The organism is Rhodopseudomonas julia, assembly GCF_030813515.1.
In the GTDB taxonomy this organism is placed as follows: Bacteria; Pseudomonadota; Alphaproteobacteria; order Rhizobiales; family Afifellaceae; genus Afifella; species Afifella julia.
This window is the reverse complement of record NZ_JAUSUK010000001.1, coordinates 193,339-212,072: the sequence shown is the minus strand read 5'-3', so window position 1 is coordinate 212,072 and position 18,734 is coordinate 193,339. Positions and strand designations below refer to the sequence as shown.

General features: G+C 63.0%; 19 protein-coding genes. 11 read left to right on the top strand and 8 right to left on the bottom strand.

Translation table 11 applies throughout. The features are described 5' to 3' along the window. Nucleotides 1-2 precede the first annotated feature (2 nt). From J2R99_RS00910 to J2R99_RS00900, 3 genes are all read left to right on the top strand, one after another. Nucleotides 3-395, top strand: a complete 393-nt coding sequence (locus J2R99_RS00910; RefSeq protein ID WP_307152640.1) for a GFA family protein — start codon at nt 3-5, stop codon at nt 393-395. A 36-nt stretch (nt 396-431) separates the two neighbouring features. After that, nucleotides 432-869 (top strand): diacylglycerol kinase, encoded by a 438-nt coding sequence (locus J2R99_RS00905; RefSeq protein ID WP_307152639.1) that lies wholly within the window; start codon nt 432-434, stop codon nt 867-869. Between the two features lie 134 nt (nt 870-1,003). Then, a complete protein-coding gene (locus J2R99_RS00900) occupies nt 1,004-2,668 on the top strand; it encodes an NAD+ synthase (RefSeq protein WP_307152638.1) in 1,665 nt (554 codons plus the stop codon). 14 nt (nt 2,669-2,682) lie between these two features. Here J2R99_RS00900 and J2R99_RS00895 read toward each other — a convergent pair whose 3' ends face one another. After that, a complete protein-coding gene (locus tag J2R99_RS00895) occupies nt 2,683-3,132 on the bottom strand; it encodes a hypothetical protein (RefSeq protein ID WP_307152637.1) in 450 nt (149 codons plus the stop codon). A gap of 271 nt (nt 3,133-3,403) precedes the next feature. Between J2R99_RS00895 and J2R99_RS00890 the strand changes: the two genes are divergently transcribed. Continuing rightward, complete coding sequence (locus tag J2R99_RS00890; protein WP_307152636.1) at nt 3,404-3,583, top strand: hypothetical protein; 180 nt, start codon at nt 3,404-3,406, stop codon at nt 3,581-3,583. A 77-nt stretch (nt 3,584-3,660) separates the two neighbouring features. After that, entirely contained in the window at nt 3,661-5,052 is a 1,392-nt protein-coding gene (locus J2R99_RS00885; protein WP_307152635.1) for a glutamate--tRNA ligase, read from the top strand. Here J2R99_RS00885 and J2R99_RS00880 read toward each other — a convergent pair. Further along, complete coding sequence (locus J2R99_RS00880) at nt 4,952-6,199, bottom strand: DUF2865 domain-containing protein (protein ID WP_307152634.1); 1,248 nt, start codon at nt 6,197-6,199, stop codon at nt 4,952-4,954. The genes J2R99_RS00885 and J2R99_RS00880 overlap by 101 nt on opposite strands. Before the next feature lie 290 nt (nt 6,200-6,489). Between J2R99_RS00880 and J2R99_RS00875 the strand changes: the two genes are divergently transcribed. Together J2R99_RS00875 and J2R99_RS00870 are read left to right on the top strand one after the other, a co-directional pair. After that, complete coding sequence (locus J2R99_RS00875) at nt 6,490-7,518, top strand: fumarylacetoacetate hydrolase family protein (RefSeq protein ID WP_307152633.1); 1,029 nt, start codon at nt 6,490-6,492, stop codon at nt 7,516-7,518. Beyond that, a complete protein-coding gene (locus tag J2R99_RS00870) occupies nt 7,515-7,868 on the top strand; it encodes a hypothetical protein (RefSeq protein ID WP_307152632.1) in 354 nt (117 codons plus the stop codon). Before J2R99_RS00875 ends, J2R99_RS00870 begins: the two co-directional genes overlap by 4 nt. Before the next feature lie 51 nt (nt 7,869-7,919). Here J2R99_RS00870 and cimA read toward each other — a convergent pair whose 3' ends face one another. The 4 genes from cimA to cysS are packed head-to-tail and all read right to left on the bottom strand — an operon-like array spanning nt 7,920 to nt 12,493. Then, on the bottom strand, nt 7,920-9,530 hold the full coding sequence (gene cimA, locus J2R99_RS00865) for a citramalate synthase (protein WP_307152631.1): 1,611 nt from the start codon (nt 9,528-9,530) through the stop codon (nt 7,920-7,922). Then, nucleotides 9,527-10,015 carry a GFA family protein gene (locus J2R99_RS00860; RefSeq protein ID WP_307152630.1) on the bottom strand — a complete coding sequence of 163 codons (489 nt, stop codon included), beginning with the start codon at nt 10,013-10,015 and terminating at the stop codon, nt 9,527-9,529. Before J2R99_RS00860 ends, cimA begins: the two co-directional genes overlap by 4 nt. A 31-nt stretch (nt 10,016-10,046) precedes the next feature. After that, nucleotides 10,047-11,015 (bottom strand): prolyl aminopeptidase, encoded by a 969-nt coding sequence (pip, locus tag J2R99_RS00855; RefSeq protein ID WP_307152629.1) that lies wholly within the window; start codon nt 11,013-11,015, stop codon nt 10,047-10,049. Beyond that, nucleotides 11,012-12,493, bottom strand: coding sequence for a cysteine--tRNA ligase (gene cysS, locus J2R99_RS00850; protein ID WP_307152628.1), 1,482 nt, complete (start codon nt 12,491-12,493; stop codon nt 11,012-11,014). Before cysS ends, pip begins: the two co-directional genes overlap by 4 nt. A 247-nt stretch (nt 12,494-12,740) precedes the next feature. Here cysS and J2R99_RS00845 point away from each other — a divergent pair, with 247 nt between their 5' ends. Together J2R99_RS00845 and J2R99_RS00840 are read left to right on the top strand one after the other, a co-directional pair. Next, a complete protein-coding gene (locus tag J2R99_RS00845) occupies nt 12,741-13,424 on the top strand; it encodes a ceramidase domain-containing protein (protein WP_307152627.1) in 684 nt (227 codons plus the stop codon). Between the two features lie 71 nt (nt 13,425-13,495). Further along, the gene (locus tag J2R99_RS00840) at nt 13,496-13,633 is read left to right on the top strand and encodes a hypothetical protein (protein WP_307152626.1); all 138 of its coding nucleotides are present in this window, start codon (nt 13,496-13,498) and stop codon (nt 13,631-13,633) included. Between the two features lie 68 nt (nt 13,634-13,701). Here the strand turns inward: J2R99_RS00840 and J2R99_RS00835 are convergent, their stop codons facing one another. Together J2R99_RS00835 and J2R99_RS00830 are read right to left on the bottom strand one after the other, a co-directional pair. Then, entirely contained in the window at nt 13,702-14,214 is a 513-nt protein-coding gene (locus J2R99_RS00835) for a CreA family protein (RefSeq protein WP_307152625.1), read from the bottom strand. Between the two features lie 137 nt (nt 14,215-14,351). Further along, nucleotides 14,352-14,963, bottom strand: a complete 612-nt coding sequence (locus J2R99_RS00830; RefSeq protein WP_307152624.1) for an LOG family protein — start codon at nt 14,961-14,963, stop codon at nt 14,352-14,354. Nucleotides 14,964-15,217: 254 nt separating this feature from the next. On the opposite strand from J2R99_RS00830, the gene J2R99_RS00825 reads away from it, so the two are divergent. Together J2R99_RS00825 and J2R99_RS00820 are read left to right on the top strand one after the other, a co-directional pair. Continuing rightward, entirely contained in the window at nt 15,218-16,588 is a 1,371-nt protein-coding gene (locus J2R99_RS00825; RefSeq protein WP_307152623.1) for a LysM peptidoglycan-binding domain-containing protein, read from the top strand. Nucleotides 16,589-16,745: 157 nt separating this feature from the next. Then, nucleotides 16,746-18,659 carry an ABCB family ABC transporter ATP-binding protein/permease gene (locus J2R99_RS00820; protein WP_307152622.1) on the top strand — a complete coding sequence of 638 codons (1,914 nt, stop codon included), beginning with the start codon at nt 16,746-16,748 and terminating at the stop codon, nt 18,657-18,659. The last annotated feature ends 75 nt before the right edge of the window (nt 18,660-18,734 follow it).

The window sequence follows — 18,734 nt, the reverse complement described above, 5'->3', positions numbered from 1 at the left end:
CCTTGGCGGAGCTTTCCGGCAGCTGCATGTGCGGCGCGGTGCGCTTCTCCGTCTGCGGAGAAGTGCGCCAGGTCGTTTCGTGCCACTGCACCCAGTGCCGCAAGCAATCGGGGCATTTCTGGGCGACGAGCGCGGCCAGAAAGTCCGACATGGAAATCGTCGGCACCGAATATGTGCGCTGGTATCAGGCGACGGCGGAGGCGCGCCGCGGCTTTTGCGAATTGTGCGGCTCGCTTCTCTTTTTTGAAGGGAAGGGCCGTGAAGACGTGGCTTTTTCTGCCGGAGCGCTCGACGGTACGACTGGCCTCCGCACCGAGGCGCATATTTTTGTGGCGGAGAAGGGCGACTATTACCAGATAGCTCCTGGTGAACCGCAGTTCGACGGTCGCAATTGACCCGAGCCGTCGACACAGCCGAAAGATGAGATGCCCGTGAACGAGACATCCAGACAGGCCCGCGATTCCGTCGCCGGAAACAGAAAGCGTCAGGCGGCCCTTCCCGGACAGGGCGGGCTGAAGCGGATCATCTCTGCGTCCTCCAACTCCATGCGCGGCCTCAAGAATGCGATCGGAACCGAGGCGGCTGTGCAGCAGGAAATGGCCGTGCTCGCCGTCGGCGTGCCGCTTTCCTTCTTCATCGCAGGCAATCCGTGGATCTGGCTTGCGATGGTCGGCTCGCTCTTCTTCATCCTGACGGTCGAGCTTCTCAACACGGCGATCGAACGCCTGTGCAACCACGTGACGCCGGAGCATCACGAAGCGATCCGCGTGACCAAGGACATCGCGTCCGCTGCCGTGTTTTTCGCGCTCTCCCTTGGCGGGCTCATCTGGGTGGTTGCCATCGTCGAGCGCTTTGGCTGGCTGCGCTGATCCGGCCGACTTCCGTCACGCTCCCGGCCAGCGTGCCCCGCGTCTGGCCGGCTCCTGACCATCCGAGCCGTTTCAGCCATTGCTGCTGAAGCTCCGCCGGATTAACTGACACGGGTCAGAAGGAGAGGGGCTTCATGACCACCGACACTCTGCGCATCGCCCTTGCGCAGCTCAACCCGATCGTGGGTGACGTTTCCGGCAACCTGAAGAAGGCGCTGAAGGCGCACGGCGAGGCCGCGAAAGCGGGTGCCGATCTCATCGTCTACAGCGAGCTCTTCCTCTCTGGCTATCCGCCTGAGGATCTGGTTCTTCGCCGCGCCTTCCAGGATGCTTGCCTGGAGGCACTCGATGAACTCGTGGCGGCCACGGCGGACGGCGGCCCGGGAATTCTCATCGGGCTTCCCTATCGCGACAACGGCAAACTTTATAATTCCGTGGCGCTTGCCGATGGCGGCGAATTGATCGGCCTGCGCCACAAGGCCGACCTGCCCAATTATGCCGTCTTTGACGAAAAGCGGGTCTTCGATGCGGGCCCGCTGCCCGGCCCCATCGGCTTTCGCGGTGTACGTCTCGGCGTGCCGATCTGCGAGGACATCTGGACCGATGAGGTGACGGAATGTCTGGCCGAGACGGGGGCTGAGCTTCTCATCGTCCCGAACGGGTCTCCTTACGAGCGCATCAAACCGGACGTGCGCATGCAGGTGGCGCTGGAGCGCGTCGTCGAGACCGGCCTGCCTATGATCTATCTGAACCAGATCGGCGGTCAGGACGAGCTCGTCTTCGATGGGGGTTCGTTCGGCTTCGAGCGCGATCGCCGGCTCGCTTTCCAGATGCCGCAGTTCGAGGAGGCGGTGGCGCTCACCCTCTGGGAACGGAGCGAGGCGGGCTGGACATGCCGTGAAGGCCCGATGGCGCGGCTATCGGACCAGATGACAGCCGATTGGCGCGCCTCTGTTCTGGGGCTCAAGGATTACGTCACCAAGAACCGCTTTCCGGGCGTGGTGCTGGGGCTTTCCGGCGGCATCGATTCCGCGATCTGTGCGGCGATCGCCGTCGATGCGCTGGGGCCGGAGCGCGTGCACTGCGTGATGATGCCCTACCGCTACACCTCCTCGGAGAGCCTCAAGGACGCCAAGGACTGCGCCGAGGCGCTCGGCGTGCGCTACGACATCGTGCCGATCGCCGAAGCGGTCGAGGGCTTCGACCGGATGCTGGCGGAGCTTTTCGTCGGCCATCCTTCCGACGTGACGGAAGAAAACATCCAGTCGCGCGTCCGCGGCACGCTGTTGATGGCGATCTCCAACAAGTTCGGCTCCATGGTCGTGACGACCGGCAACAAGTCGGAAATGTCCGTCGGCTACGCGACGCTCTATGGCGACATGAACGGCGGCTTCAACCCGATCAAGGATCTCTACAAGACGGAGGTCTACCGCCTGTCGCGCTGGCGCAATGACAACCGCCCCGACGGCCTGCTCGGGCCTCAGGGCATCGTGATTCCCGAGAACATCATCGACAAGGCTCCGACGGCGGAATTGCGCGAAGGCCAGAAGGATCAGGATTCGCTTCCCCCTTACGAGATCCTCGATGGTATTCTGCAGGGGCTGGTGGAACGCGAGGAAAGTGCCGCCGAACTCATCGAAAAGGGCTATGAGGCCGATACGGTGAAGCGCGTGCAGAAGCTTCTCTATATTGCCGAATACAAGAGGCGGCAGGCGGCGCCCGGTGTCAAAATCTCCTCGAAGAATTTCGGCCGCGACCGGCGCTATCCAATCGTCAATGGCTGGCGCGATGCGGTGTGAGGGATCTCTTCGGGTCAGCCCGGCGGGTTGATGGTCTTGACGAGGATCTCGTCGTCGCTTTTGTCGAACCAGACTTCGCCATTGCCGATCATCGCACCCTGATCGCGGATGAAGAGCGCGCCGTAGCTGGCGTCTTCGATCGCCGTTTGCACGCCATCCGTGAAAATGTCGTCGAAGGCGGCCTGAAACGCGTCACGATCGGCATAGGTCCGGGCGCCGTCGGGTCCGTAGACATTGAGCGGGTAGCGCATCATGGCGGCAAGCGCCTCACGATCCTTCGACCGGGTCGCCTCCTGCAAATGGCTTAAGAAGTCGCGCGCCTCGGCGGGAGTGTCGATGCCGGCCATGTCGAGACGCTCGTCGACCGGGCAGGGGGCGCTCGGGTCGGCGCAATCATCGGCGAACGAGGCCGAAGAGGTGGCGGCGAGAATGCCTGCGGCAAGGCATAGGCTGCGGCTCCACATCGTCTGATCTCCTCCCATTCTGAACGATATTCGAGATAAGGCTCGCGCAGCAAATACAGCTCACCTTATATCGAATTTTTCAAAATCAAAATGGCTACGGATAAAGCGAGATTTTCGGGTTATTGCAGAGGTTGCTGCAAGCTTCGCGCAAGCTTATCCAATTAGAGTGCAACGGCAGGTTCAGATCCATCTTTTGCCTGCATCGTTTGCTTCGTCATCGCCCCTCCGCCCACAAGCCTGAGGGCGGGGCGGCGTTGACCAGGAGACGAAAATGTCGGGCGACATGAAGGTGACGGCCTCGAGGATCGACCGCGTCGAGCGGATCCGCGCGATGCTGGAAATCCGCGAACGTATGAAAGAGGCGCGTCGCCGCTCGAAGCATGACGACGAGACGGAGGAAGACCGCCTCGCGATCGAAGGGCCGAAGCGTTCCTACGAGGATGCGGAATAGCCCTCCTCGCCTGTTGCAGGTCAGAACGGCTTTCGTCGTGATTGCGCCTTGGCGGGCGAAAAGCTAATTCCCTCGCCATGGCTTCTCCCATCGTTCGTTTCGCCCCGTCGCCGACGGGCCGCATTCATGCCGGCAACGCCCGCACTGCGCTCTACAATTGGTTCTTCGCCCAGAAAAAGGGCGGAAAATTCATCCTGCGCTTCGACGATACGGACGTGGCGCGTTCCACCCGCGAATTTGCCGATGCGATCGAGGAGGACCTTGCCTGGCTCGGGATTCCCCCGGACCGCATCGAGCGCCAGTCACTCAGGCTGGCATCGTATGAAGGCGCGGCGGCAGCACTGAAGGCCGCCGGACTGCTTTATCCTTGTTACGAGACACCCGAAGAGCTGGAGCGGCAGAGGAAGCGCCGGCTCGGTCGTGGTTTGCCACCCGTCTACGACCGCAGGGCGCTCAAGCTGACGGACGAGGAACGTGCCGCGTTCGAGGCGGAGGGGCGGCAGCCGCATTGGCGCTTCCTGTTGCCGAATTTCTCCGACGATCCCTTTGCGACCGTGCGCACCGAGCGGAGCTGGGACGACGTCTTCCGCGGCCCACAATCCGTCGACCTTGCGTCTTTGTCCGATCCCGTGCTCGTGCGCGGTGACGGCTCGTTTCTCTATACGCTGCCTTCCGTGGTGGATGATCGCGACATGGGCGTCACCCATGTCCTGCGCGGCGACGACCATGTGACCAATACCGGCGTGCAGCTTGCGCTTTTCGAGGCGCTTCAGGCGCCGCCGCCGGCCTTCGGTCACCATAATCTTTTGCAGACGGAAGCGGGTGAGGGCTTTTCCAAGCGCTACGAATCTCTGTCGCTGGCAGCACTCCGCCGCGACGGCATCGAAGCTGTGGCGCTTGCCGCCTATGCGGGCCTTATCGGCACCGGCCAGTCGGTGCAGCCGGTGAACGATCTTGCCGAGCTTGTAGCTCTTTTCGATCCGACGAAGGTGAACCGCGCCCCGGCGCGCTTCTCGGTCGGCGAACTGAAAAACCTCAATTCCCGCATCCTCGCGCATCTGCCTTATGCGGCCGTCTCGGAACGGTTGGAGGAGGCTGGCGTCAAGGGCGGCGAGAGCTTCTGGCATGCCGTTCAGGGCAATATCGAAAAGCTCGCCGATGCCGCTTTCTGGTGGCGCGTGGTGCGCGAGCCGATCGCGTCGGCGATCGAACCGGAGGATGCGGATTTTCTGCGGCAAGCGGCCGAATTGTTGCCCGAGGAACCTTTCGATGAGACGACCTGGGGAACCTGGACTAAGGCCGTGAAGGAGAAGACCGGCCGGCGTGGCAAAAGCCTTTTCCTGCCGCTTCGCCGCGCCCTGACCGGCGCTACTTCTGGACCGGAGCTACGAGAACTCCTTCCTTTTTTGGGCCGCCCCAATACACTGGCCCGACTATCCGCACCTTGCTCCGCGACTGAGACCCCTTAGCCTCGTCGCTCTTGCCGGTTGCGGCCTTGCCCGAACCTGAGCTGGAGAGATCTTCCTCCGGGGTCGGAGCGGTCTTCGCGGCCGTCTCCTTTGCGTCGCCGCTTCCTGTCTGAGAGCCGGTACTTCCGGCGGTCTCTTCATCTTCAGATGGCGTGCGTTGCGCCGTGCCGGGTTTGGTGGGCGCGGTTTCTTCCGCCGCCGCAGCTGGAGTTTTGTCTCCTGCCACAGACGGCTCTTCAGCGGTGGGTGAAGACGGGCCGCGCAAGGTCGCGAGATCGGGAGCCTCCGGGCGTGCCTGCGGCAGCGTTTCCGGCCGCGACATCTGCGGCTGGGCGCCGAGTGAAGCGTCCGGGCGTGGCGTCGCGATGATGGAGAAATTGCTGTCGCCGTTTCGGCAGGAACAGGCGGCGCTCACTTCCTTGCGATATTCGAACGCATTTGGGAGTGCTGCGTAAGGCTCGCCCGACAGGGACATCATATTGGCCGGATTGTCGTCGCCGCTCGGCTGATAATAGAGCTCCGCGTCCCCGCCCGGACACATGGACTGGCAGGCTGCTTCATCCTGAGCGAAACGTTCGGCCGTCGTGGCGAAGCTGATTGGGAAATAATAGCCATCGCAGCGGCGCACGCACAAAGTGCGGTAGCTCCCTCCGAAGGAGGGGGCGAAGGTCGGCTCGGGTGTGCCAGGTACGGGTTCGGGATAGGCAGGTTCCTGCGCCATGAAAGGCTCGATGCCGCAGCCGCGCCGCACGAGAAGCTCGCGCACGCGGTCGGCCCGGCGCAGATCTTGTGGTCGGTCATAGCGCATGCTGAGAGCCTCGAGCCTGTCGAGATTGGCGCGCATCCGTTGCATCTGGCCGATCATGTCGGCGCATTGCCGCGATGTCGGTCCCCCCGCAAAGGGGAAGCCGCCTCCCAGGCAGCCAGCCGCCGCCGCCCGGTCTTCCGCCTGTTGCAGAACGCCTGCCTGTTCCTGCCAGGCCGCCCGGTATTCCTGCGCGCGCGGATCGGGTGTGGCCGCCTGGCTTTCCAGCCGCGCAAGCTCAGCTTCGAGGCTCTCGCAGGTGAGTGCAGCGGCGGGTTCCGTCGCTGCGATAAGAACCGCGGCGGCAAAAGACGCCGTGATCAAACTGGCTGCTTTTCGCAATGCCTGTCTCCGACCTACTTGAGCGTTTTATAATTCTGAAAGATTGGCCAAACTTAGCAGAAGTCACCTGAACTGCGCGTGAATGGCCTTAGATTAATGCCGAAGGCGCTGTTCGCGCCGGCTCGAGAGCGAAATGAGGGAGAGGCAGACAGAGCGCGTGGTGACTTTCCCCGGCGAGATGGCGGGGCGAGCAATGGCAGTTGGCCGAAACGGTTGCGTTGTCAGCATTGACCTCGCGCCGTGATGGCCTCGGTATCGGACTTGGCGCAGAGACAAGGGGATAGCGCACGATGAGGCTCGCCACGCTCAACGACGGCAGCCGTGATGGAAGCCTTGTCGTGGTCTCCGCCGACAACCGTCGCTACACGCCGGCAGGTGGCATCGCGGGGACGATGCAAGAGGCTTTCGATCGCTGGCAGGAGGCGGAGCCGCAATTGCGGGCGCTGGCCGTCAGGCTCGATATTGGCCAGATCGAGGGGCGGCCCTTCGTCGAGGCGAACTGTCTCGCGCCGCTCCCTCGGGCTTATCAATGGGCCGAAGCCTCCGTCTACACACGCCATCTTGAGCTGATGCATGGAGGCCGCGGGCAGGACATGCCGGCAAGCTTCTGGGTCGACCCCTTGATCTCGCAAGGATCGTCCAGTCACTTTCTGGCGCCGCGCGAACCGATCGTGCTGCCGGAAAAGGCGCTTGAGCTCGACGGCGGCTTTGGGCTCGATTTCGAGGCGAGCCTGGCGGTCATCACCGACGATGTCCCGATGGGGACCAATCCGGCTGAAGCGTTGCAGCACATCAAGCTGATCGTGCTCGTCAATTGCATCACCTTGCGCCATCTCGTGCCCGGAGAAATCGCCAAAGGCTTTGGCTTCTTCAAATCGAAGCCGGCGGCAAGCTTTGCCCCGATTGCCGTCACGCCCGATGAATTCGGCCGCCAGTGGCAGGGGGGCAAGCTGGCCGGCAGGCTTCTCGTCACCATCAACACCCGCCTGTTCGGCGACCTCAATCCGGCTCTCGACATGGCCTTCGATTTTGGACAGATCATCGCCCATGCCGCTTGTACGCGGCGCCTTCCTGCGGGATCGTTGATCAGCGCGGGCGCCGTTTCGAACGGCGATCGGGTGCGGGGGCCGGGACGGCCGATTTCCTGGGGCGGCAACGGCTATGCCTGCATCGCCGAGATGCGCATGATGGAAACCGTCGATTACGGCCATCCCGATACACGTTTTCTGACGGACGGAGATGTGGTGCATATCGAAATGGTGGATCAACGTGGCCAATCCGCTTTCGGGGCAATCGAACAGGAGGTGAAGCGGATATGAGCGAAACGGGCGAGCGACGGCCGCTGTTCACGAATGCCGCCCAGTTGTGGCGCGGCTTTCTGATCCTCAATCTTCTGATCGTACCGGCGCTTGCGATGCTGGCGAGCCTTTATGGCGATTTCGCCGGGCCGGGGCTGCAGCTCTTCTTCGCCTATCTCGTCGCGCTCGTCGGGATGATCGGCAATTTCACCATCTGGCTGTCGGCGCGCCGCATGAAGCTCACCCAGCACTGGCTGATCCTGGTCTGGATCCTGTTGTGCCTTGCCACGGCGATCGTCATGGGAGCAGCCTCGCCCATAACCATGATGCTGCATCTGGTGCTGCCGGGCCCTGCACCGGCAACGCTTTGACTGCAGGCGAGACGTCGTGGCGCGGCGGTATGTCCGACGCGCCACAGCCTGTTATTCCGCGGCCGCCTGCATTTCCGGCGTCGTCTTCACGAGCTTGAACACCACGGCGTCGACAAGCGCTTCGAACGAGGCGTCGATGATGTTGGGCGAGACGCCGACGGTGAACCAGCGATTGCCTTCCCCATCGCGGCTTTCGATGAGAACGCGGGTCACGGCCTCCGTGCCGCCGTTGAGGATACGCACCTTGAAGTCGACGAGTTCGAGATCCTCGATCGCCGAGGAAAGGTCGCCGAGATCCTTTCGAAGTGCCCGGTCGAGCGCGTTGACGGGACCGTTGCCTTCCTCCACCGACATGCGCCGCTCGCCGTTGACCTTCACCTTGACCACGGCTTCCGAGACGGTGACGAGATCGCCGACGGCGTTGTAGCGGCGCTCCACGTCGACGCGGAAGCCTTCCACTTCGAAGAAGTCCGGCACATGGCCGAGCCGCCGGCGGGCGAGAAGCTCCAGCGAGGCATCGGCCGCCTCATAAGCATAACCCGCCGCCTCGCGCGCCTTGATGTCGGCGAGGAGGCCGTCGAGGCGCGGATCTTTGCGATCGACCTTGAGGCCGAACCGGGCGAGTTCGGCAAGAAGGTTTGAGCGCCCGGCCTGATCGGACACCAGAACGCGGCGACGATTGCCGATCTCTTCCGGCTTCACATGCTCGTAGGTCTCCGGCTCCTTGACGATCGCCGAGGCATGGATGCCCGCCTTGGTGGCGAAGGCCGATGCGCCGACATAAGGCGCCTGCCGGTCGGGTGTGCGGTTCAGGATCTCGTCGAAGGCGCGCGACACGTCGGTCAGCGTTGCGAGCGCCTCCCGCGTCACCCCGATCTCGAAGCGCTCGTGATAGGCGGGCTTCAGCATCAAAGTCGGGATCAACGTGGTGAGGCTTGCATTGCCGCAGCGCTCGCCGACGCCGTTCAGCGTGCCCTGGATCTGACGAACGCCCGCATCGACGGCCGCAAGCGAATTTGCCACCGCATTGCCGGTGTCGTTGTGCGCATGGATGCCGAGCTTCTCGCCCGGCACCACCGCGATCACGTCCCGGACGATCTCCGTGATTTCGTCAGGCAGTGTGCCGCCATTGGTGTCGCACAGCACGATCCAGCGGGCGCCGGCATCGAGCGCCGTCTTGGCGCAGGCGAGGGCGTAATCGCGGTTCGCCTTAAAGCCGTCGAAGAAGTGCTCGCAATCGAGCATCGCCTCGCGCCCCGCGGCTTTTGCGGCCGCGATGCTTTCGCGGATGCCTTGCAGGTTTTCCTCATTGGTGGCGCCGAGCGCAACGCGCACATGATAGTCCCAGCTCTTGGCGACAAAGCAGATGGCCGCCGAATCTGCCTGCAACAGAGCCTGCATGCCGGGATCGTTGTCGACGGAACGACCGGCGCGCTTGGTCATGCCGAAGGCGGTGAAGACCGCACGATGCGTACGCCGGCGTTGGAAGAACTCCGTGTCAGCCGGATTGGCGCCCGGATAACCGCCCTCGACATAATCGATGCCGAGCCGGTCGAGCATGGCCGCGACCGCCGCCTTTTCCTCCAGCGAAAAATCAATGCCTGGCGTCTGCTGGCCGTCCCTGAGGGTCGTGTCGAAGAGGTAGAGCCGTTCTTTGGTCATTGTTGCGCGCCTCCTTCCGGGGGCCAGCTGGTCGTGTCGTGATCGGGGTGTTGATAGGAAACGATGTCGGCAAGAAAGGCCGGAGCTTCGGGATCGTTCTCCGTGCGATGGCTGGGAAGGCCAGCAAGGTCATCGACGAAAGGAAGCTTCGCTTCGACGCCGAACTGCACTTTGGGCGGAATCTTTGCGGGCTCGTCGAAGGCGCCGATGGCGAGCGCGATGCCATCCGGAGCCTCGTAGGTGAGGGGCGTTCCGCAATCCTTGCAGAAGCCGCGCCGCACATGATTGGAGCTCTGAAAATAGGCCGGCGTCCCGCGCGTCCATTCAAGCGTGTTGGGCTTCACGGCCACGAGCGGCGCATAGAAGGCGCCAAAAGCCTTCTGGCACATGCGACAATGGCAGATGGAGCCGGCCCCGAGCGGTCCCGTCACGCGAAAACGCACCTTGCCGCACTGGCAGCCGCCGCTCATCGTCTCTCCGGGCATGTCACTGCCTCCCTTATGGCGAAGTCGCTCATCACCTGAGCTTTCCTGCAAAGCGGTCATTCGCTTCGACGAGATGGTGAAGGATGCCAGGCTCGGAAAAAGCGTGGCCGGCGCCTTCGACAATCTTCAAATCCGCTTCCGGCCAGGCGCGATGCAGCTCCCAGGCGGTCTGCACGGGGCAGGCCATGTCGTAGCGGCCCTGCACGATGACGCCCGGAATATTCTTGAGCTTGTGCGCGTCCCGGATCAGCTGGCCTTCCTCGAACCAGCCGAGATGACTGAAATAATGGTTCTCGATGCGTGAAAAGGCGAGGGCGTAATCGGCTTGGTCATGGCGCGAAATGCCGGCTTCGTCCGGCAGGAGCGTGATCGTGGAGCCTTCCCACACGCTCCAGGCCCGCGCCGCTTCGACCCGCACGTCGCGATCGTCATGCGTCAGGCGGCGGCGATAGGCGGCGACGAAGTCGTCGCGCTCCTCTTCCGGAATGGGAGCGACGAATTTCTCCCAGCGATCGGGAAAGATCAGCGACGCGCCCTTCTGATAGTACCAGTCGATCTCGCTCTTGCGCATGGTGAAGATGCCGCGCAGCACGAGTTCGGTAACGCGTTCGGGATGCGTCTCCGCATAGGCGAGCGCGAGCGTCGAGCCCCAGGAGCCGCCGAAGACAAGCCACTCCTCCACGCCCATCACGGCACGCAGTCGCTCGATATCCTCCACGAGATGCCAGGTCGTGTTGGCTTCAAGCTCGGCATGCGGACGCGAGCGTCCGCACCCGCGCTGGTCGAAGAGCAGGACCCGGTAGCGCTCGGGATCGAAGAGGCGCCGATGTGCGGGCGAACAGCCGCCACCCGGCCCGCCATGCAGAAACACGGCCGGCTTGCCTTCGGGATTGCCGGAGATCTCCCAATAGACGGAATGCCCGTCGCCGACATCGAGCGTGCCCGACGCGTAAGGCGTGATCGGCGGATAAAGGGTTTTGAGCCCGCGCGGATCATTCATCGCTTGATCTCCCAACTGGTCACGAGCTCGCCGCTTGCAGGATCGCGCTGATCCTTGAGCTGGATTCCTTTGGCTGCGAGTTCGTCACGGATTTCGTCGGCTTTTGCCCAGTTCTTGGCAGCCCTCGCGGCCGCGCGTGCGGCGATCCGCTCTTCGATCTCGTCTTCGCCGAGCGCCATCGCCTTCGGCCGCCAGCCCTTCCATTCGGTTTCGCTGAGCTGACCGAGCCCGAGAAGATTGAGCGCTGCCTTGAAGCGCGCCTTCTCCTCACCCTCGTGATCGTCGGCAACCCCTTCGCCGATGCGGTGGAGGAGGGCGATCGCCTCCGGCGTATTGAGGTCGTCCTTGAGGGCGGCGCCGACGGAGCCCTCGCCATCGAGGAGCGCATTGGCGCCGCCGGAATAGGCCTCGATGTCGCCCAGATACCCGTACCAGCGGTCGAGCGTGCGCTTTGCCGCGGAGAGCTTGTCATGGGTGAAATCGAGCGGCGCGCGGTAATGCGTGGTCAGCATGGCCAGGCGGATTGCCTCGCCCGGCCATTCGCTAACGGCGTCTCGGATGGTGATGAAGTTGCCGAGAGATTTCGACATCTTCTCGCCTTCCACCTGCAGATAGCCGTTGTGCATCCAGAAGCGCGCCATCGCGGCGCTGCCATGGGCGCAGCGCGACTGCGCGATCTCGTTCTCATGATGCGGGAAGATGAGGTCGAGCCCGCCGCCATGAATGTCGAAGGTCGTGCCGAGATAGCGCGCCGACATGGCCGAGCACTCGATGTGCCAGCCGGGACGACCGGGTCTCGCGACGCCGCCGGGGGAGGGCCAGGCGGGTTCGCCTTCGTCTGACGGCTTCCACAGAACGAAGTCCATCGGGTCGCGCTTATAGGCTTCCACCTCGACGCGGGCCCCGGCCCGCATCTCGTCGAGCCGCCGGTTCGACAAGGCGCCGTAATCGGGCATCGAGGAAACGTCGAAGAGCACATGATCCTCGGCCACATAAGCGTGGCCTTTGGCGATGAGCTCGTCGATCATCGCCTTCATTTCTTCGATGTTTTCCGTTGCCCGTGGCTCGTGCGTCGGCGGCAGCGCACCAAGGGCGGCGGCGTCTTCATGATACTGGCGCTCGGTGACTTCCGTGACCTTGCGGATCGCCTCGTTTAAGGGAAGCTCGCCGTATTCGGCCGCGGCGCGCGCGATGATCTTGTCGTCGACATCGGTGATGTTGCGCACATAAGTGACGTGGTCGGGGCCGTAGAGATGGCGCAGGAGCCGGAACAACACGTCGAAGACGAGCAGCGGTCGCGCATTGCCGATATGGGCGAAGTCGTAGACCGTCGGCCCGCAGACATAGAGGCGCACATTGTCAGGATCGAGAGGATAGAAATCCTCTTTCCTGCGCGTCAGCGTATTGTGCAGCTTGAGCCTGCGGAAGGCTTTGTCCTTCTCGGACTTTTCGCCGTCAGCCATGTCGTGTTCAGCCATGAGTATCCCGTCCGGCTGGCCGGGCGTTGCTCGTGGCGGAATTTTCAGACGAGAACGGCCTGACCAGCGATTGTCGCTAGTCGATAATAATCCCGCAGATGCAGATGGCGCTGAAGAGCGCGCTGTCGCCGTTCATGGCTGCGCTTATCGCGGAGGCGGGCGTTTTGGTCAAGAGTGGAGGTGGGGAAGGCTTAAGGCGAACCGAAACCCGTTTCGCGTCTGGCGCGAACCCATTAGCTTTCGTGCCATGAACTGGACCGAGCCGATCGACATCTATTGCGAGCGCACCGACCCGAGTTTCTGGGCGGAACCGCTCAACGCAATCTCCAACGCAGCCTTTCTGATCGCGGCCTTCTGGGCCTTTCGCCGCTGGCAGCGCGCGGGCGGTGAGGATGGTGCGGCGCTCTTCCTGATCACGCTCGTCGCGACCATCGGCATCGGCTCTTTTCTCTTCCACACCTTCGCCAATCGCTGGTCGGTGATGGCCGATGTCGTGCCGATTTCGGTCTTCATCTATGTCTATTTCGGCCTGGCTCTCCGCCGCTTTCTCGGGCTTTCCTGGGGATGGACGATCGCGGCGCTCCTCGGCTTTGTCGGTTTCTCCTTCGCGGCGGAGCCGTTGCTGCGTCCCTTGTTCGGCGGCTCGGCCGGTTATGCGCCGGCGCTTCTGGCCATGCTCGGCGTCGGTCTTTTTCTTCGGCGCAAAGGCCATCCTGCCGGAGGCGGGATCCTCGCTGCAGCCGGGGTGTTTGCCCTGTCCTTGTGTCTGCGCATGAGCGACCAGCCGATCTGCACGACGCTGCCGATCGGCACGCATTATTTCTGGCACGTCTTCAACGCGGTGACGCTCGCCATTCTGGTGGCGGCGGCGATCCGCGCGGGAGCGCGACGCGAGCGGGTACGGTCAGAAACGCTTCATCGATCTGAATAATGGCTGAACGGCCGGATCAGGCCGGGTTCAAAGCCGTCCTGGTACCTCTGGCTGCAACGCTGGAGGCAACGATGACGCGCATTCTTTTCTCACTCGCCTGTGTCGGCCTGATCTCTGCATCCGTGGTGACGGCGCAGGGCATGCCCTCAAAGCCGGACCGTTCCGTCGGCGCCGTCGGCTTCGTCCTGATCAGTTCGCTGCAGCGCTGAGCGCGCAATCGAGATGTCGGCGCAGCGCCGAGTCTCATAAGATATTGGGGAGCTTGTTTTAGGGAGCCTCAATCCTCGAGCCATTCGCCGCATTTGGGAGCCGGGGAATTTCCCCAGGGCATGATCGGCACGGTGGAGGTGGAGTTCTTCGGCGAGCCTTCGACGATCTTGTCGGAATAGACGAGATAGACGAGCACATTGCGTTTGGCGTCGCAGCCGCGGACGATGCGCATCTTCTTGAAGATCAGCGAGCGGCGCTGGCGAAACACTTCATCGCCCTGCTCGAATTTCTCTTTGAAAGTGACCGGCCCGACCTGTCGGCAGGCCAAAGACACATCGGAGAGTTCTTCAACGACATTGAAGAGGCCGCCGATGCCGCCCTTTTCCGGCACGGTGTAATGGCAGGCCACGCCATCTACGACGGGGTCGTCGATGCCGTAGGTCGCAAGCGTATGATCGGGCGTCAAAAGTTTGAAGACGGTCGACTTCCGGAAAATGAGATCCGGCTCCTCAGCGTTGGCGGCACTGAATGTCGGGGCCGTCAGAGTGAGGGCGAACAGGAAGACGAAAAGGGCGCGCATCAAAACCTCCGAGAAGTGGCGGCGATTACATAGGAGCGGCGGACGCCGTTTACGAGGCGGTTTTCCGTGCGCCGCCTATCGTTCTGAGCGATGAAAGGACATGCTGCGACCCCGAGGGGCCGGGCCCCTTTGCGCCCTCACATCCGCCGCACCGTCTCCGCATGGGCAGCCTTGCGGTCGCCGTTCTCTGCTTCCCCGGCGAGCGCTGCACGCAGGCTCGGCAGAATCTCCTCGACGCTTTCCGCCACCAGGAAGCGAATATCGGAGGTTTCCCGGATGAAGCCTTCGCCGCGCATATGGTCGAGAAGGTTGATGAGGGGCTGCCAGAAGCCGCCGAGATTGGCCACGAGAACGGGTTTGTGATGCTGGCCAAGTTGCGCCCATGTCATCATCTCGACCACCTCTTCGAGCGTGCCGATCCCACCCGGCAGCGCAACGAAGGCGTCGGCGCGCTCGAACATGGTGCGCTTGCGCTCGTGCATATCCGTGGTGAGGATGAGTTCGGTCACGTCGGCGAAAAGCTGTTCCCGCTCCTCCAAAAACTGGGGGATGATGCCGGTGACGGCGCCCCCGCAATCGAGGACCGAACGGGCGAGCGTGCCCATCAGCCCGACCGAGCCGCCCCCGTAGACGAGACGGATGTTCTCTTCCGCCAGGATGCGCCCGAAGGCGCGTGCGGCCTCCGCGTGGGAAGGTTCGCGGCCTGGGGCCGAACCGCAATAAACGCAGACATTTTCAAGCTTGCTCATATGTCTCGCTTTGCACCGGCGGATGAAACCGTCAAGCGGATCGCGCAGCGGTCAGCGTTTTCGGCAAGACCGTTACCTCGGCCATCGGCTTCAGATATGCACGTGACCAGGCTTCAGGCAGGCGCGTATTCGTCTTCTTCCCGGACAATGGCGAGCAACGTCTTGTTGACCATAGCTTTCCTCCGTAAGGATAGACTTCGCCGAAGCGCGCCGCGAGGGCCATTGCGCTTTCGTGCGAAGCCGGGAAAGCCGCCATGCCTTCACCGCATATCGTCCTTGCTGCCGTGCTTGCAGCCCTTATCGCCATCGGCGCGGGGGCGTTGTTCGTCCATCAATCGCTTGAAGGCTCGCTCACAGACGAGGCGGGGCAGGCAACTGACGTAGCCCGGCAGGACGCCACGGAGGGTGCAAAGCTCCAAAATTCTCCGGGCGACAAGGCGGATAAGGAGAACGCCGCAGCTCCCGCCGGCGAAAAGGGGGCAACGTCTCCCTCCTCGGTCTCGCCGCTTGGTTTGACCGGAAGCCTCTCGGGCAAAGCCTCCGAGACAGAAGACGGCATCGGCTTCGACGTGGTGCGCGTGGAGCCCACGGGCGAGGCGGTGATCGCCGGCCGCGCGTATCCGAATGCAGGTGTCGAAATTCTATCGAACGGCAAGGTCGTCGCCTCTGCCAAAGCCAACGCCGCGGGTTCCTTTGTCGTCATTCCGGAGCGGCTGCTCGCCCCCGGTAGCCACGATCTCAGCCTACGGGTGACGCAGGAAGTGGACGGGTCGACCGAAGAGGCGGAAGAGCGCGTTGCGATCGTGGTGCCCGAGACGCCGGATGGGGATGTGCTGGTCGTCGCCGAAGCGCCTGGACGGGCGAGCGAAATTCTGGTGGCGCCCCGCCCGACGGAGGGTGGTGAGACACCCGCTGGAGACAGGGAAATCGCCTCCGCTTCTTCGGGCACCGCCGATGACCCTCTGACGCTCGGATCTTCCGAGATCGCAGATGAGAAAGCCACGAAAGAGCAGGGGCGTGACGACGCAAACGCACCTGCGGATGCGACACGCACGGCGCAGGATGGCGCGGGTGCTATCGGCAAGAATGCGCAGGAGCTTGCGGTCGAGGCGGTCGAAACCGATTCCGGTACGATGTATGTGGCCGGCGCCGGCGAGCCCGGCACCACGGTGCGTGTTTATGTCGACAACGCTCCGCTCGCCGAGACGCAGGTCAACGAGGGCGGCCGCTGGGTGGTGCAGTCACCGAAAGAACTGGCCGAAGGCGAGGTCGCCGTGCGCGCCGATCAGCTTGCCCCTGCCGGTTCCGATGTGACGGCCCGCTCCGAAGTGGCGTTCACCCGAACCCTCGAAGATGGAGCCTTGGTTCCGGCGGCAGGAACCGCAAGCGGCGGATCGGCCGCCGCGGATGGGGAGCTTGCCGCGCCGCGCTCCATCATCATCCGCCGCGGCGACAATCTATGGACGCTCTCGCGTCGCAATTACGGGCAGGGCATTCGCTACACGACGATCTATGCGGCGAACAAAGACCAGATCCGCAATCCCGATCTCATCTATCCAGGCCAGGTTTTCACCCTGCCGACGCGTGACAAATCCTGGGAGGGGCAGGCGGACGAGGCGGGCTGATCTTCGGCAAAGACGAGGTCGGCACCGCGCGTGCCCGGCCGCGCAATCGATGCCAAAGACGCGTGCCCGGTTGGACCTCTTAATGATCCGGCCTATATGAGCCGTCCTCAGAACGAACGCCGCCGGCCACACGGCAGCGGCCCAACCCGATCACACGATGTCAGACGCCAATAAGCCAGCCGGCCAGCCGCGCATTTCGGCTGCTCGCGGCCACACCTTTCATACCTTGCGCAATCTCTGGCCCTATATGTGGCCGGCCGATCGGCCCGATCTGAAAAAGCGGGTTTTATGGGCCGTGCTGGCGCTGCTCGCGGCCAAGGTCATCACCGTCCTCGTGCCCTATGCCTTCAAATGGGTGACGGATGCGCTGGCGGGCGAAGGCGGCGGTCCTGCCTATCTGCCGGCCTTTCTGGCCGCGCCGGTGATGCTCGTCGTCGCCTACAATTTCGGTCGTATCCTGACGGTCGCCTTCAACCAGATGCGCGACGCCTTGTTTGCACGCGTCGGTCAGCATGCCGTGCGCCAGCTCGCCTGGAAGACCTTTCGGCATCTGCACCAGCTCTCGCTGCGCTTTCATCTGGCGCGTCGCACCGGCGGCCTGTCGCGTGTGATCGAACGCGGCACCAAAGGCATCGAGACGATCGTGCGCTTCACGATCCTGAATTCTGTCCCGACGGTGATCGAGTTCGCGCTGACGGCCGCTGTGATCTGGTACAATTTCTCCTGGGTCTATGTGGTGATCATCGCCGTGACGCTGTGGGCCTATGTGGTCTTCACGGTGCGGGCGAGCGACTGGCGCATCTCCATTCGTCGCGAGATGAACGATTCCGACACGGACGCCAATTCCAAGGCGATCGATTCACTCCTCAACTTCGAAACCGTCAAATATTTCGGCAACGAGGCGATGGAAACGGAGCGCTTCGACGGCGCCATGAGCCGCTACGAAATGGCTGCGACGAAAACCTGGACGTCGCTCGCCTGGCTCAACTTCGGTCAGACGGTGATCTTTTCGATAGGCATGGCGGTTTCCATGATCCTGTCGGCGCGCGCCGTCATGGCGGGCACGCAGACGGTCGGCGACTTCGTCATGATCAACGCGCTCTTGATGCAGCTCTCCGTGCCTCTCAATTTCATCGGTTTCGTCTACCGCGAGATCAAGCAGGGTCTCGTCGACATCGAAGCGATGTTCCAGCTTCTCGATGTCGATCCGGAGATCCGTGACAAGAAGGACGCGCCGCCCCTTCGCGTGAACGAGGGCGCGATCGCCTTCGAACACGTGTCTTTCTCTTACGATCCGGAACGCCCGATCCTCAAGAATGTCAGCTTCGAAGTGCCGGCCGGCGGCACACTGGCGATCGTCGGACCCTCAGGCGCCGGCAAATCGACGATCTCGCGGCTTCTCTTCCGTTTCTACGACGTCACCGGCGGTCGCATCACGATCGACGGGCAGGATCTGCGCGATGTCGAACAGGACAGCGTGCGCGCCGCCATCGGCATGGTCCCGCAGGACACGGTCCTCTTCAATGACACGATCGGTTACAACATTCGCTACGGTCGGTACGACGCTACGCGCGACGACGTGAAAGAAGCCGCGCGCATGGCGCAGATTGCGGACTTCATCGAAAGCCTGCCTGAGCGCTACGACACGCCGGTCGGCGAGCGTGGGTTGAAGCTCTCGGGTGGCGAGAAACAGCGTGTGGCGATCGCCCGTACGATCCTCAAAGGGCCGCCGATCCTCATTCTCGATGAGGCGACTTCGGCGCTCGATACGGCAACAGAGCAGGATATCCAGACGGCGCTTGACCGGGTCTCGCAGAATCGCACGACGTTGGTCATCGCGCATCGCCTGTCGACTGTGGTCTCTGCCGATCAGATTCTGGTGTTGCAGGCGGGCGAAGTGGTCGAACGTGGCACCCACATCGAGCTCATGGAGCGCGGCGGCGTCTATGCCGATATGTGGGCGCGCCAGCGCGAGGCCGACGAGGCGGCAGAGCGCCTGCGCGAGAGCGGCGTGGCGGAAGAGGACTATCTTCCCAGCCTGCGCACCGATCCGGAGGCCGAGAGCCTGTGAGGTGTGGACAATCGGTCACCGCTACACACGACCGCATGGACAGCTTGCAATGCGGGCTTAACCATCCGGCCCGAA